The sequence below is a fragment of the Venatorbacter sp. C2-1 genome (assembly GCF_022832715.1).
GTDB classification, from domain to species: domain Bacteria; phylum Pseudomonadota; class Gammaproteobacteria; order Pseudomonadales; family Oceanobacteraceae; genus Venatoribacter; species Venatoribacter alkanivorans.
Genome location: NZ_CP094879.1, coordinates 4,050,482 through 4,064,461, shown reverse-complemented (window position 1 = coordinate 4,064,461; position 13,980 = coordinate 4,050,482). Strand labels below are relative to the sequence as shown.

General features: G+C 56.7%; 13 protein-coding genes. 10 read left to right on the top strand and 3 right to left on the bottom strand.

Going from position 1 to position 13,980, the window contains the following annotated elements:
* Nucleotides 1-85 precede the first annotated feature (85 nt).
* Nucleotides 86-394: a hypothetical protein gene (locus tag MT343_RS18305; RefSeq protein WP_145467772.1), complete on the bottom strand. Its 309-nt coding sequence runs from the start codon at nt 392-394 to the stop codon at nt 86-88.
* Between the two features lie 275 nt (nt 395-669).
* On the opposite strand from MT343_RS18305, the gene MT343_RS18300 reads away from it, so the two are divergent.
* Nucleotides 670-1,461 carry a PaaX family transcriptional regulator C-terminal domain-containing protein gene (locus tag MT343_RS18300; protein ID WP_145467774.1) on the top strand — a complete coding sequence of 264 codons (792 nt, stop codon included), beginning with the start codon at nt 670-672 and terminating at the stop codon, nt 1,459-1,461.
* Nucleotides 1,462-1,560: 99 nt separating this feature from the next.
* Nucleotides 1,561-2,568, top strand: coding sequence for a fatty acid desaturase family protein (locus MT343_RS18295; protein ID WP_145467776.1), 1,008 nt, complete (start codon nt 1,561-1,563; stop codon nt 2,566-2,568).
* 85 nt (nt 2,569-2,653) lie between these two features.
* Here the strand turns inward: MT343_RS18295 and MT343_RS18290 are convergent, their stop codons facing one another.
* A complete protein-coding gene (locus tag MT343_RS18290) occupies nt 2,654-3,055 on the bottom strand; it encodes a c-type cytochrome (RefSeq protein WP_225691126.1) in 402 nt (133 codons plus the stop codon).
* A 278-nt stretch (nt 3,056-3,333) separates the two neighbouring features.
* On the opposite strand from MT343_RS18290, the gene MT343_RS18285 reads away from it, so the two are divergent.
* From MT343_RS18285 to MT343_RS18250, 8 genes are all read left to right on the top strand, one after another.
* Nucleotides 3,334-4,443, top strand: a complete 1,110-nt coding sequence (locus MT343_RS18285; RefSeq protein ID WP_145467778.1) for a transglycosylase SLT domain-containing protein — start codon at nt 3,334-3,336, stop codon at nt 4,441-4,443.
* A gap of 52 nt (nt 4,444-4,495) precedes the next feature.
* Entirely contained in the window at nt 4,496-5,731 is a 1,236-nt protein-coding gene (locus MT343_RS18280; protein ID WP_145467780.1) for a DEAD/DEAH box helicase, read from the top strand.
* 93 nt (nt 5,732-5,824) lie between these two features.
* A complete protein-coding gene (locus MT343_RS18275; RefSeq protein ID WP_145467782.1) occupies nt 5,825-6,022 on the top strand; it encodes a YnbE family lipoprotein in 198 nt (65 codons plus the stop codon).
* A 28-nt stretch (nt 6,023-6,050) separates the two neighbouring features.
* Complete coding sequence (locus MT343_RS18270) at nt 6,051-6,371, top strand: YdbL family protein (protein WP_145467785.1); 321 nt, start codon at nt 6,051-6,053, stop codon at nt 6,369-6,371.
* A gap of 46 nt (nt 6,372-6,417) precedes the next feature.
* Complete coding sequence (locus MT343_RS18265; RefSeq protein ID WP_145467787.1) at nt 6,418-7,014, top strand: LemA family protein; 597 nt, start codon at nt 6,418-6,420, stop codon at nt 7,012-7,014.
* A 56-nt stretch (nt 7,015-7,070) separates the two neighbouring features.
* Nucleotides 7,071-9,059, top strand: coding sequence for a M48 family metallopeptidase (locus MT343_RS18260; protein ID WP_145467789.1), 1,989 nt, complete (start codon nt 7,071-7,073; stop codon nt 9,057-9,059).
* A gap of 397 nt (nt 9,060-9,456) precedes the next feature.
* Complete coding sequence (locus MT343_RS18255) at nt 9,457-10,086, top strand: TetR/AcrR family transcriptional regulator (RefSeq protein WP_222428500.1); 630 nt, start codon at nt 9,457-9,459, stop codon at nt 10,084-10,086.
* Between the two features lie 130 nt (nt 10,087-10,216).
* Entirely contained in the window at nt 10,217-11,983 is a 1,767-nt protein-coding gene (locus tag MT343_RS18250; protein WP_145467791.1) for an SLC13 family permease, read from the top strand.
* A gap of 75 nt (nt 11,984-12,058) precedes the next feature.
* Here the strand turns inward: MT343_RS18250 and MT343_RS18245 are convergent, their stop codons facing one another.
* On the bottom strand, nt 12,059-13,876 hold the full coding sequence (locus MT343_RS18245) for a hemopexin repeat-containing protein (RefSeq protein WP_145467793.1): 1,818 nt from the start codon (nt 13,874-13,876) through the stop codon (nt 12,059-12,061).
* Nucleotides 13,877-13,980 lie beyond the last annotated feature (104 nt).

The following is a 13,980-nucleotide window of genomic DNA, read 5'->3' as shown; positions in this document are numbered from 1 at the left end:
GCATCATCTGGCCCGTAAGTGGCAGACCGGCTCCGTCAGAGGCTGACGGCTCCGGCCTAATGCCAGTGGCGGACAGACGCTCCGCTCAGATCGGACGACTGCCGTAGCTGGATTGTGGTTTGCGTGGGGGATCGGCCATGACGTTATCGTCAACCTGCTGAATCTGACCACCGCGGGCGAGGAACGCTTCTATTTCGGCCGCCATCGATTCGCGTACTTTATTACGTGCCGCCAGAGAGGAATGTGCACTGGCAGCCGCAGCAGCCAGATCTTCGTTATCGCTGCTGTCGGAATCAGAGTCAGAATCGTCGCCGCTGTCATCATCGGCAGATGCTTCCAGTTCGTCATCGTCTTCCATGTTTTCGTCCTGCATATCCAGTTCTTCTTCAGCCATGTTTTGATCTCCGCTACTGAGGAAAGTGAAGAGGAAAATTTATTTCGCATAACATATAGCCGAGGCTCAGATTTCCGCCAGAGGGTGTAAAAAATTTTTACGAAAAAAACCGCGAAAAGTGCATTTTTTCTACAATAACGTGCGGCTGACGACGGATTTCCGCCAGTGTGTTTCGCTGAATTTATGTTTATTAATCGCCACTCAATGGTGGGCGCGTGCACTTGGTGTTTGCAGTCGGCTGCGCTAAGGTGCGCTGTCTGTAATAAAGGCTGTCTATGCAACTGCAACCCAAACCCCTGATTCTGAAACTGCTGCTGGCGGCCGACGGGCAACAGCTCAGCGCCCGTGATGCCATCAGCGCCGGTGCCTTGTTTGATATTGCTGAGAACCACATCCGTGTCGCCCTGACCCGTCTGACGGCAGAAGGTCTGATTGAAGCTACTGCGCGCGGACAATATCAGCTTACCCCGAGGGCCTGGACGCTGGCCGGTGAGATCCGTGGCTGGCGGGAATCGGTGGCACAGTTACAGCCCTGGAACGGCCAATGGCTGGCCGTGCACTGTGCCGGTCTTGGCCGCAGCGATCGTAAGCAACTGGCCGTGCGTGAACGGGCGCTGGCGTTGTGTGGCTGCGCCGAGCTGGAGCGGGAACTGTATCTGCGCCCGGATAATCTGGCCGGTAGTAGTGAGGCATTGCGTATACGCCTGCAGAAGCTGGGAGAGGAGCAGATGGTTTTTCAGTTATCCGGGCTCGATCGTGTGCGTCAGCAACGGGCTGTGGGACTTTGGGACTGCAGCGCTCTGAACAACGGCTACCGGCAGCAGACACAGATTTTACAGGAGTGGCTGCAGCGGGTGCCTGAACTGTCGCTTGAGCAGGCGGCGCGGGAGTCGTTTCTGCTGGGCGATGAGGCTATCCGGCAGATGGTTTTCGACCCCTTGTTGCCTGCCGGGCTGATCGACGCTGAGGCTCGGGCACTGTATCTGAATGTGCTGCTGGAGTATGACCGGGTGGGTCACGATATCTGGCAGGCTCTTTATCAGCAGAGCAATCGTTCGCAGGCCTGATCAGAAACATTACAGAAAATTAAATAATACGTTTTTTAATGTAGTGTTTTGTGGGTACTATGGCGGAATAAGAATAATTCTGCTGTTGTGCGAGGGCCTATGTCTGCATCTAACGATGATCTTCTGCGTCAGCAACGCAGTCCGAAAGTAACCGACTTTCTGTCACGCGAAGAAATACGCGCTCTGACCCGGCGTTCCGACTGGCGCGGCGGTTGGGCGATTGCATCCACCTGGCTGATTATTGGTGGGGCTTTTATATTGGCGGCCTGGGCTCTGCAGCAGCCCTGGTATCTGTTATTGCCCGGTGTGTTACTGGCCCTGATGATTCTGGGCGGGCGTCAGCTGGCGCTGGCCATTCTGGCCCACGAGGCCAGTCACAATACGCTGTTTAACAGCCGCTTTGGCAATAATCAGCTCAGTGACTGGCTGTGCGCGCGGCCAATCAGTCTGGATCTGTACCGCTACCGCAGCCACCATATGCGTCATCACAGTTTTACCGGTCGTGATGATGATCCTGATTTGTCTCTGGTGCGCGGCCTGCCAACCAGCAGGGTTTCAATGTTGCGCAAATTTGCCCGTGACCTCAGTGGCCTGACCGGGCTGAAATATCTGGCCGGGGTCGCGCTGATGAATGCGGGCATGCTGCAGTGGACCGTCGCCAATGATGTGCAGTGGTTGCCCCGTGAAGGTCGCAGCCTGTTCAGCTATGTGGCGGCATTTGTGCGCAACAGTTTGCCGTCGTTACTGGTGAACGCTCTGCTGTTCCTGCTGTTGTGGGCAGCTGGCTGGCCGCAACTGTATCTGCTGTGGGTGGCAGCCTGGCTGATCCCTTATCCGCTGTTTATCCGTATCCGTGCAATGGCTGAGCATGCCATGACCGAAGGCAGTGATAACCCGCTGCGTAACACCCGGACAACCCATGCCGGTTGGCTGGCACGCAGTTTTGTTGCGCCGGTGCGGGTGAATTTTCATATCGAACACCATCTGATGGCATCGGTACCCTACTACCGTTTACCGCAACTGCACGGTCTGCTGCGCCAGCGTGGTCTGGTGCAGAAGCCGCCGGGTTATGCGGATGTGATCCGTCTGGTGTCATCGGCGGGCTGAGGTGGGCGGGTTAAGCTGAGCAGGGCAGATTCCGGGTAAAAAAAAGCCGCATTCAACGATGCGGCTTTTTTCATGTTCTGACGTATTAACGTCCTGACATGTACTTGATAGCAGCCAGGATTTCGTCATCGGAACAGTTCATACAGTTACCTTTAGGCGGCATAGAGTTCAGGCCGTTAAGGGCATTCTGCAGGGTTTTGTCCAGACCTTTGGCCAGACGGGAATCCCATGCATCTTTATCACCGGTCTTCGGAGCACCCAGAACACCCATGCCGTGACAGGCGGTACAAGCGGTTTGATACACTTCTTTGCCAGAGCGAGGTTCTGCCGGAGCAACCGCCGCGCCACCACACTCAGCGCCAACACATACAGTGCCGACTGGCTTGATGCGTTCAGCGATTTTGTCGTTCTGGGCGTCAGTTGCAGCGTGGGCTTGGGCCATCAGCAGAGTGGCGGCTGCCAGGATCAGTGCTTTCAGTTGTTTCACGGAAGAGTCCTCTTATAGGGCCTGTTACCTGCAAGGTAGCAGCACCTGGGGGTAATAAATTCTTCAGTCAAGGCGCGAACTCTGTGGTTTCACGGCTTACCGTTATTGAAATCGCGGGGATTATAGCGGCATTTTGTAGGGGTTTAAATTAAAACTCCGATTGCCTGACGGAAAAACGATCCAGCGCAAAAAACCGCCATACTTCGTTTGCGCTGGCAGATGCACTACCCTGTAGCCGCTCTGCTGTGTCCCGCTTCAGGAAAGATAAAGGAAAACCGATGAAACGCCGTGATCTGCTTGCTTTCAGTATCTCTCTTGGTGGCGCTTTTCTGCTGCCTGCCGTTGTACGTGCTGAAACCGGTTTTGAACGCTATCAGCGTCTGCAGCGTGAGGGGGCGGCGTCGATTCAGCAGGAATGGCTGCAGTATCGCCAGGCCTATCTGGCGGCTTACAAAGATTATCAGAACCGTCTTGGGCGGGTCTGGAGTCGCCCGGAGCTGTCCGATAAGAAAGTCTGGGTGGAATACGATAACCGTCTGCAGACCCGCCGTGTGGTGGACTTTGAGCATAACGAAGTCCGCCTGTCGTTTACCGGTGAAGACGCCGCACGTCTGAGTGAAGCGCGCATCCGCGCCGAATTCGAAAAGGTGGTGCAGGCCAGTATCCGCCAGTCGTACCAGCAGGACCCATTGCTGAACACAGTAGCCGGCAGTCAGCCGCCGTCGAGTTCGCAAGGGGTCAGTGGTATCCGTCAGGAAGACATCGATGCCCTGCTGCGTCAGGCCAAACAGCAACAGCAGAACACCAGCAAAGGTAAGGTGATTACCATCACCATTCCGCTGCAGGCTGGGGCGTTACCGGCACGGGCACAGAATTTCCTGCCGCTGGTGCAGACGGCTTCTGCTAAATGGCAGGTGTCTCCGGCTCTGGTCATGGCCATTATGCAGACCGAGTCGGCGTTTAACCCGATGGCGCAGAGCCATGTACCGGCCTTTGGTCTGATGCAGATTGTGCCGGGCAGTGCCGGGCGTGATGCGACGAAAAAGGTGTATGGCAAAGAGCGCCTGCTCACCGGTGCCGAACTGTTTAAACCACAGACCAACATTGAGCTGGGTTGCGCGTATCTGCATATTCTCGACCGCCAGTATCTGAGCGCCGTCACCGATCCGCAAAGCCGCCTTTATTGTGTGATTGCCGCTTACAACACCGGTGCCGGTAACGTGGCCCGCGCTTTCAGTGGTAACACCTCGGTTAAAGAGGCGGCGCGGCGCATTAATGCCATGAGCCCGAAGCAGGTATACGCCCATTTGCGTACGCGGCTGAAATACGAAGAAACACGCAACTACGTACAGAAGGTTACTGCGGCACTGGCGCAGTATCAGGGCTGAGACAGGTTGGCCCGTGTTAGAATGCGGACTTTTCTGGCCTGAGAATTTCACCATGGCGTTCGCCGATCTGGGTATTACTGACCCGCTTCTTTCTACCCTTGCAGCTCTGGGTTATGCACAGCCGACGGAGGTTCAGCAGGGCGCGATTCCGGCCGTGCTGGCCGGGCGCGATGTGCTGGCCGGAGCACAGACCGGTACCGGCAAAACCGCCGCCTTTCTGCTGCCGCAGATTCAGCGCTTACTGGCGCAGGAACCTGCGGCCGCTAAGCAGCCACGCCTGCTGGTCATTGCCCCGACCCGAGAGCTGGCACAGCAGGTCGCCGACAGCAGCGTGCGTTACAGTCAGGGCACGCGCCTGCGCACCGGTGTGGCCTATGGTGGCGTCAGCCTGAAGGTACAGATTGATGCTCTGGCTCAGGGGCTGGAGATTCTGGTGGCCACGCCAGGGCGGTTGCTGGATCTGCTGCGTCAGGAAGCCCTGACGCTGGATGCGGTCAGTACGCTGGTACTGGATGAAGCCGACCGTATGCTCGATCTGGGGTTCAGCGATGAAATCTTTGCCATTCTGCGCGCCCTGCCGAAAGAACGGCAGACGCTGTTTTTCTCTGCCACCTTTCCCAAAACGGTAAAAGATCTGGCCTACGGTATGCTCAGTGATCCGCTGCTGGTGGAAGTTACACCAGAGAACAGCACCGTCGATGCCATTCAGCAGACGCTGTACCAGCTGGATAAAGGCAAAAAAGCGGCGGCGCTGGCGTTTCTGATCGGTTCCGGTAACTGGCAGCAGGTGCTGGTGTTTGTGCGTACCAAGCAAGGTGCCGATGCACTGGTGAAAGAGCTGGCGCTGGACGGCATCAAAGCCGATGCCCTGCATGGCGATAAGAGTCAGGGCGCACGTCAGCGGGCGCTGGACGATTTCCGCGAAGGTAAAATCCGCGCCTTAATCGCCACCGACGTAGCCGCACGCGGTATTGATATCGTTGCCTTAAGCCATGTGGTGAACTTTGAACTGCCATTTAATGCCGAAGACTACGTGCACCGTATCGGCCGTACCGGGCGCGCAGGCAATGATGGTCATGCCATCAGTCTGGTGGCGCGGGATGAAGAAAACCTGCTGGCTGATATCGAAGCGCTGATCAAACGGCCGCTGCCGATGATCTGGCTGACGGGTTTTGAACCCAGCTTTGATGAAGGTCTGGAGCGCCGCGGTAATCCGCGTAAGCAACGGGCCAAAGCCAAGGCAAAGGCCAAAGCGCAGGCGACTTACGGTATCCGCAAAAAGAAATAGCATGAACAATCACAGCCCGTCAGGCTTTGCATTGGCCTGACAGGCAGATAGAGTAACTGCGAAATTAACGAAGGATCGGAAGGACAGACGGCTATGAAACTAATCCTGCTGGCGAAAAACACGCTGCTGGCGCTGTTGCTGTTGGCGCCACTCAGCGCCTGCACGTTAAAAGTGGCGGCTCCGGAAAAACCCATCACCATTAATCTGAACGTGAAGATTGAACATGAAGTGCGGGTGAAGGTTGAGAAAGAGCTGGAAAACCTGTTTGAAGAAGAAGACGGACTGTTCTGAGCCGAAACCGACGGAGAAGGAATTAGCTATGAAAAAAATCGCATTATTAACCGCCGCTTTACTGGTATCGCTCAGCAGCTGGGCACTGGACCTCGATGGCGCCAAACAGATGGGTCTGGTCGGCGAGCAGACCAATGGTTACTTAGGGCTGGTGGCCAGCGGTAACAGCGAAGCCGCCGCCTTGGTGGTGGAAATCAACCAGCAGCGCAAAGCCAAATATCAGGAAATTGCTGCCAAGCAGAACACCCCGCTGGCCAATATCGAAAAGATTGCCGGTGATAAGCTGACGCAGAAAGCGGCAGCGGCGGGTCAGTATTACCAGAATGCCTCCGGCAGCTGGTACAAGTAACTGCGGGTCAGTTCAGAAAATAACGGAAAATCTACAAGGAATATTTATGTCGACTTCAACCATCGTGATTCTGGTCGTATTGGCGCTGTTGGTGGTCTATGCCATCAATATCTACAACACCCTGGTGACGCTGAAAAACCGCTATGAAAATGGCTTCGCCCAGATCGAAGTACAACTTAAGCGCCGCTATGACCTGATCCCGAATCTGGTCGAAACCGCCAAAGCCTATCTGAAGCACGAAAGTGAAACACTGGAAGCGGTTGTGACTGCCCGTAATGCGGCGGCAGCAGGCTTAAAAGCCGCAGCGGGTAACCCGGGTGCCGCCGATGCCATGAAACAGCTGGCCGGTGCCGAAGGTGCTCTGGCCGGAGCGCTGGGTCGTCTGAATGTGGTGATGGAAGCCTACCCGGATTTAAAAGCCAACCAGAACATGATGCAGGTGTCGGAAGAACTGACCAGCACCGAAAACAAAGTGGCCTTTGCCCGTCAGGCATTTAACGATGCGGTAACCGCCTACAACACCTACCGCCAGTCATTCCCGCCGGTGGTTCTGGCAGCAAAATTCGGTCATCCGGCCAATGCCACACTGCTGGAATTTGAAGACAGCGCGCAGATTCAGAGCGCTCCTAAAGTCAGCTTCTGACATCGCCGGCGGCTGCCACTTTGCTGGCAGCCGCGGCTTTCCATCCGGAATACATCATGGATTTTTTCTCCCATCAGGATCAGGCGCGTAAGCGCAGCAAACAGCTGGTGCTGTTATTTGCCGGTGCTGTGATCTGCCTGATTGTGCTGCTGAATATGCTGGTGAGCGCACTGTTGTGGGTAACCGATACCCAGATTGTCGGCACCTACACCGATGTGACCGAACTGGCCTTTGACCCGTCAACCGGTCTGCCGCAGCAGCCCGGTCTGTTTGCCTATATGAATGTTGAGCAATGGCTGCTGATTTCTGCCGGCGTGATCGTGGTGATCGTCGCCGCCAGTCTGGTGAAATGGCTGATGCTGCGCGGTGGCGGACGTAAAGTCGCGGAGTCGCTGGGCGGACGCTTGTTACTGCCCAACAGCAAAGATTTCTACGAACGCCGCCTGCTCAATGTGGTGGAAGAAATGGCCATCGCCTCGGGTATGCCGGTGCCGCCGGTGTATGTGCTCGACGATGCCAGCATCAACGCCTTTGCCGCCGGTTATCAGCCTTCCGATGCCGTCATCGGGGTTACCCGTGGCTGTATGACACAGCTCAGCCGTGACCAGCTGCAGGGCGTACTGGCGCACGAGTTCAGCCATATTTTTAACGGCGATATGCGCCTGAACATCCGCCTGATGGCGGTGCTGTTCGGTATTCTGTTTATCGGCCTGATCGGCCGTTTTCTGCTCGAATCATCCTCACGCAGCATGCGCTACCGCAGCCGTGACAGTAAAGACAACAGCGGCGCGGCCTTGCTTGGTCTGGGACTCGGGCTGGTGGTGATCGGTTACAGCGGCGTCTTTTTCGGCAATCTGATTAAGGCCGCGGTCTCGCGTCAGCGTGAGTTTCTGGCCGATGCCTCGGCGGTGCAGTTCACCCGTAATCCGGACAGCATCGGCGGCGCGCTGAAAGTGATCGGCTATGGCGCCGGTTCCGAAATCAGTAGCCCCGAGCGGGAAGAAACTGCGCACCTGTTTTTTGGTCAGGCGCTGCCGTTCCGGGTGAGCTGGTTTGCCACCCACCCACCGTTGGAAGAGCGTATCCGCCGGGTCGATCCGCGCTGGGACGGCCGCTATCTGCCGCCGCAGACCCGCGATGCCGCAGAACACGAAGCCCCGGAAGTTGCCACCCAGACTGCCGGCGCCGGCCTCAGTCAGGAAGCACTGGCCAGAGGCATTGCCGCAGGAATAGCGGGCGTCAGCATGGCCCACCGTGGCGCTGGTGCACAGCAGTCTGCTGCGCCTGAACCAACAGCCGCGGTCGCCGACAGCGCACAGAATCTGCCACGCCTGCAGGATGCTGCGCGCGATGCTTACAGCGCCCGCGCGCTGGTGTTTGCATTGCTGATGGCCGAACCCTCACGCTTTGTGCACGAGCAACAGCTGGACATGATCCGCAGTCAGCAGGGCATGGATTTTTACCAGCAGACGCTGCGTATTCTGCCGTTGCTGCGCGGACTGAATCCGGCCGAACGCTTACCGCTGGTGGAACTGTCGATGCCGGCACTGAAGCAGTTGTCGGACACTCAGTATCAGAACTTCCGGCAGACGCTGGTGCAGCTGGCCAAAGCCGATGGCGAGATCGATATCTTCGAATGGTGCCTGTACCGGCTGGTGCTGCAGTACCTGAATCCGCAGTTTGAACCGGTGCAGCCGGTTGCCGCCAAGCACGCAAAAGCCGGGGCACTGACTAACGAGCTGGCTATTGTGCTGTCGACCCTGGCGCACTTTGGTCATGACACCGCCGAGGCCGCCAGTGAAGCCTTTAATGCCGCCGTCAGCGCTGCCGGTTTTAATGGTCTGGTGCTGCAGCCGCGCAGCAACAGCTTAAAACCACTGAATCAGGCGCTGGCCAAACTGACCGAAGCCTACCCGCATATTAAAGGCCGGTTAGTGAAAGCCATGCAGGTGTGCATTAACAGCGATGGCCAGCAGCGTCCGATAGAGCTGGATCTCGTACGTACCATAGCGGCCATTCTGGAAGTGCCGGTTGTTCTGAATTAGGGCCGGATTCGGCCCTCCGTTCTCGTTCCTATCTCAGATTTCTCGTTCCTGCGCTCCGGTGGGAATGTAACTGTGCCAGCAAGGGCTACCACGCAGAGCGTAGGAGCCAGGTGAGAGCGTTCTCGTTCCTGCGCTCCGCGTGGGAATGCAACTGTTAGCTCCCGGCTGCAACAGCCCGTTCCAGCCAAACACGCCGATTGTCGGCTCTGAGCCCCGTTTTCCCCGTTCAGGCGATCAACCCGCTTGTGGTACAATCGCACCTTCTTTGCCGGTTCCTTCCGGCTTCTAAACCCTCCTGCCGCAGACTGAGAGGGTGTCGATAAAACCATCCTGCATACCGAATTTTTATTTCACCGGGCGTTATTACGTCCGGTGTCTGTATTTGTTTCAGGAGCCGATGATGTTGCAACCGGGTTTAACCACCGCCCAGCGCCGTATCTATAACGCTGCACTGCAGTTGTTTGCCGAAAAGGGCGCAACTCAGGTTACGGTGCGCGAGCTGGCGGATATTGCCGGCGTTGCCCGTGGCACGGTTTACAACCACGTCGATTCTATTCAGGGGCTGTTTGAAGAAGTGGCGGTAACTCTGGCAACAGACATGAACCAGCGTATTGTCAGCAGCTTCCGCCAGCAGAATGATCCGGCGGCCAAGCTGGCGACCGCGATCCGTCTGTATGTGCGCCGCGCCCACGAAGAACCGGCCTGGGGTAACTTTATCAGCCGTTTTGGCTTCAGCAGTGCGGCCTTGCGCCGTCTGGGTGCCGGCGCGCCGGTGCAGGTGCTGATGGATGGTATTCAGTGTGGCCAGTACCGTATACGGGCAGATCAGCTGTCGGCGGTGGTCACTATGATCGCCAGCTCGGTACTGGGGGCGATTTATCTGGTACGCGAAGGTCTGCGCACCTGGCGTGATGCCGGCAGTGACTGTGCCGAACTGGTGCTGCGCGCGCTTGGGCTGAGTGAAGAGCAGGCGCGAGCGCTGGCGACCGCCGAGTTGCTGCCGCTGCCCGAACCAAGGCTGGGCTAACGGCTGGATTAGTGCCCGCAGGGCAGTCTGTATTCTTATGCAATTTAGTTACCTTTAAATTACTTAATATTCCTTCGAGTTCTGGTTACTCCGGTTAATATGCATCACCTTCTGTTATCCGGAGCATGCCGTGGACTGGCAAGGCTGGTTTTCTCTCACACTGACCGCAGCGGTGCTGCTGACGCTTATTTTTACTTCGGTACGGCCGCATCTGGCGATGATGGCAGCGTTAACCCTGCTCAGCGTCAGCGGTGTGTTAAGCAGCGGCGAGGCGCTGGCGGGTTTCAGTAACAGCGGTCTGATCACCGTGGCGGCCATGTTTGTGGTGGCGGCGGGTATTCATGCCTCCGGTGGTATCGATATTCTGGTCAACCGCTTACTCGGCCGGCCGCTGACCCTGCGTTCGGCGCTGCTGCGCATCTTTGCGCCGGTGATGCTGCTCAGCGGTTTCCTTAATAACACGCCGGTGGTGGCGACCATGATTCCGGCGATTAACAGCTGGTCGCAGAAGATTGGTATCAGTGCGTCCAAACTGATGATTCCGCTCAGCTACAGCGCCATTCTCGGCGGCACCCTGACACTGATCGGCACCAGCACCAACCTGATTGTGAATGGTCAGTACCAGTCGCTGACCGGTGGCGAAGGCTTCTCGCTGTTTTCTATCACCGCCATTGGTCTGCCGGTTGCCATTATCGGCGGTCTGTTTATGTGGCTGTTTTTTCCGCGCATGCTGCCACAGCGCCGCAGTGGCGAAGGCTTCGAAAACCTGCGCGAATTTACCCTCGAAGTGTCGGTCGCCAGCGACGGGCCACTGGTCGGCAAAACCGTGCTGGAAGCCGGTCTGCGTGATCTCGAGCGGGTGTATCTGGTGGAGATTGAACGCGGCGCCACGGTGCTGACCGCAGTATCCTCCGAAGAACGACTGCAGGGCGGCGACCGTCTGGTGTTTGCCGGCGATACCCAGGCCATTTCAGAATTGCTGCGCATTAACGGCATTGTGCCTTCGGCCATGGCCGGTGAGCTGGCGCTGAGTCAGGCGCGGCCGGAGCGCTGTCTGGTTGAGGCGGTGGTGTCACCGCATTGTGCCGCCATTGGTCAGGCGATCCGCGATGCCCGTTTCCGTGACCGTTACGGTGCGGTGGTGCTGGCAGTCGCGCGTAACGGCGAGCGGATTCCGGGTAATCTGCGCGCCATTAAACTGCAGGCCGGTGATACCTTATTGCTGGAAGCGCGTCCGGCCTTTGTCAGCCGTCAGCGTTTTAATAAAGACTTCCTGTTAATTAACGATCTGGGCAAAGAAACCCCGCGTCATAACCGCGCCTGGTTGTCCTGGGGCATTCTTACGGTGGTGGTTCTGGCGGCGGGTCTGGGCTGGATTTCGATGTTAAACGCCGCCTTAATCGGCGCCGGTTTAATGCTGGCGACCGGCTGTTTAACGCTGGAACAGGCCGAGCGCAGTATCGATTTAACCGTGGTGATTACCATTGCCGCGTCTTTTGCCTTAGGAGCCGCGCTGCAGAAAACCGGCGTGGCCGCCTACCTGGCCGAAAATATTGTGCAGCTCAGTGATTACCGCCCGTGGCTGATGCTGATTCTTACCTATGTGGTGGTTTCCATTCTGACTGAGGTGATTACCAATAATGCCGCGGCGGTATTAATGCTGCCGATCGTGCTGGAAATGACCGACAAAGCCGGTGTCGCCCATGAGCCTTTTATTCTGGTGATTATGATGGCGGCTTCGGCCAGCTTCGCCACCCCGCTGGGCTATCAGACCAACCTGATGGTGTACGGTCCGGGCGGTTATAAATTCCGCGATTTTCTGCGCGTGGGTATTCCGATGAATATTCTGGTGGGCGCAGCAACACTGACCATTCTGTTGCTGTTCTGGGAGATTTAAAACGCGCTAATTCAGCATAAAAAAACGGGCAGAATTTCTGCCCGTTTTTATTGCCGTTAAATATGTATCTGAGTATTACGGATTCATCAGCCCCGGCCAGGTGCCGCCATTAACCTTGGCCGGATAGCCACTGTCGGCGCTGTCGCTGCTGATGGAGTAACGGATATAACGCTGGTTGCTGAGGAAGAAATACGCGCGGCTTTCGCTCCATTTTACCGCGGCGGTAATATCCTGAGCATAAGCACCCAGGCCCGGCCAGGTAGTGTCGGTAACCGCTTTCGGGTAACCGCTATCAACCCGGTCATCGCCTAAGTCATAACGCAGATAGGTGCCGTTTTTCAGGAAAAAATACACCTTATCGCCAGTCCAGCGCAGTGCTGCGGTAATTTGCGTAGCGTAGGCGCCTAAGCCCGGCCAGCTGTTGTCATCGACATTTTTCGGATAACCGGCATCGGCCTGATCGCTGCTGTTGTTGTAACGGATATAACGGCCATCGCTTAAAAAATAATAACTGCGGCTGCTGTCTTTGCTGAAGGCGGCGGTAATTAAACCGGCATAATCACCCAGACCCGGCCAGCTGCTGTTATTGGTATTGGCCGGATAGCCACTGTCCGATTGATCGGCGGTTTTGTTATAGCGCACATAGCGGCTGTCATCGCGGAAAAAATAGGCGCGGCTCAGGCTCCAGTCGACGGCAGCGTCGATATCCACTTTATTCAGACGCAGTGACACCGGGGTGTTGTTCTGCACCAGGGTGTAGTCAACAATACCGCGCACATCGGCGTTATCGGCAAAACCGCGCTGCAGGGCATCAACCTGGGTCAGCGCTGTGCCGTTACGGAAAATTTCCACTTCAGCGCTGCTGTCGGCATACCAGCTGAAATCGTTACTGCCACCGCCGGGTAATAGTTTACGCACACCTTCGGCAGCGACTAATGGCAGGCCATCCAGTTGCCAGCTGATTTGTGGCTCCACACCTAAATAGCGCAGTACCGTCGGGGCAATACTGGTTTGTGCCGGATTACCATAAATAGCGGAAAACTCGCCGTTGCTGATATCGCTGGTGTACTGGCTGAATTCGCTGTTCAGTGTTTTATTGCTGGCAATAAAAATGGTTTTTTCCTGACGGGTCTGGCTGCCGTGGTTACAGCCCAGTACCGGTTCACGGCCATGGTCGGTGGTAACCAGCACCAGCCAGTCGCTGCTGCTTTGTTCAACTGCATCCAAAAGCTGACCGAGCTGCGCATCGACACCGCGCAACGCGGTATTGTAGGCCGGACCAAAACAACTGCTGTGGCCGGCGTGATCCGGCTCGTCCAGATGCAGGAAAACCAGATCGAAATCCTGCGCAATTAATTCTACGCCTTTACTGGTAACGGCACTGTCGCTCAGGCCATTCAGGGTGATGTCGTTGCCGCTGACTTCATTGCGGAAATAGGTGGTATTGGGCGTGCCCCAGTTCATGACGCTGGCGATCTTCGCTTGCGGGCGGGCATCGCGCAGACGTTTAAACAGTGAAGGAAACTCCGGATTAGCAAGGTCGGAATCGTTGGCGGTGATCTGATGTTTGTTCGCCCATACGCCGGTCAGAATGGTCGACCAGCCCGGTCCGCTGGAGGTTTTCTGCTGACTGGCTTCGCCATCAACACCGCCGGTATAGGCTTTGCGCACCTGCAGGCGGTTGAAGTTGGGCGTGCTGATCTGCTGCAGTTCTTCCAGTTGCACGCCGTCGATACCCAGCAGCAGTACCCGTGGCGCGCTGCCGCTTGCCGGTGGCAGTTGCGGATCAGTGACGAGAGGCGGTTTGCTGGCTGCCAGCGCGGCGCTGCCGGTACTGATGCAGAGCACGGCGGTAAGCAGCCGGCTGAGTCGTTGAATGTCCCGGTTAAACATAGTGGTCTCCTTCATTGTTGTTGGTTGTTGGACTAGACCAATATTGGTGTGTGGCATGACATCGGCGTGAACAAGCGATGAAGCTTCTGTGGCAGCCCGGTACA

Excerpts from the sequence above, each read along its gene's own strand:
- MT343_RS18300 (WP_145467774.1), top strand. The coding sequence starts at position 670 with ATGCAACTGCAACCCAAACCCCTGATTCTGAAACTGCTGCTGGCGGCC.
- MT343_RS18265 (WP_145467787.1), top strand. The coding sequence starts at position 6,418 with ATGTCGACTTCAACCATCGTGATTCTGGTCGTATTGGCGCTGTTGGTG.
- MT343_RS18275 (WP_145467782.1), top strand. The coding sequence starts at position 5,825 with ATGAAACTAATCCTGCTGGCGAAAAACACGCTGCTGGCGCTGTTGCTG.
- MT343_RS18280 (WP_145467780.1), top strand. The coding sequence starts at position 4,496 with ATGGCGTTCGCCGATCTGGGTATTACTGACCCGCTTCTTTCTACCCTT.
- MT343_RS18255 (WP_222428500.1), top strand. The coding sequence starts at position 9,457 with ATGATGTTGCAACCGGGTTTAACCACCGCCCAGCGCCGTATCTATAAC.
- MT343_RS18270 (WP_145467785.1), top strand. The coding sequence starts at position 6,051 with ATGAAAAAAATCGCATTATTAACCGCCGCTTTACTGGTATCGCTCAGC.
- MT343_RS18245 (WP_145467793.1), bottom strand. The coding sequence starts at position 13,876 with ATGTTTAACCGGGACATTCAACGACTCAGCCGGCTGCTTACCGCCGTG.
- MT343_RS18260 (WP_145467789.1), top strand. The coding sequence starts at position 7,071 with ATGGATTTTTTCTCCCATCAGGATCAGGCGCGTAAGCGCAGCAAACAG.
- MT343_RS18305 (WP_145467772.1), bottom strand. The coding sequence starts at position 394 with ATGGCTGAAGAAGAACTGGATATGCAGGACGAAAACATGGAAGACGAT.
- MT343_RS18295 (WP_145467776.1), top strand. The coding sequence starts at position 1,561 with ATGTCTGCATCTAACGATGATCTTCTGCGTCAGCAACGCAGTCCGAAA.
- MT343_RS18285 (WP_145467778.1), top strand. The coding sequence starts at position 3,334 with ATGAAACGCCGTGATCTGCTTGCTTTCAGTATCTCTCTTGGTGGCGCT.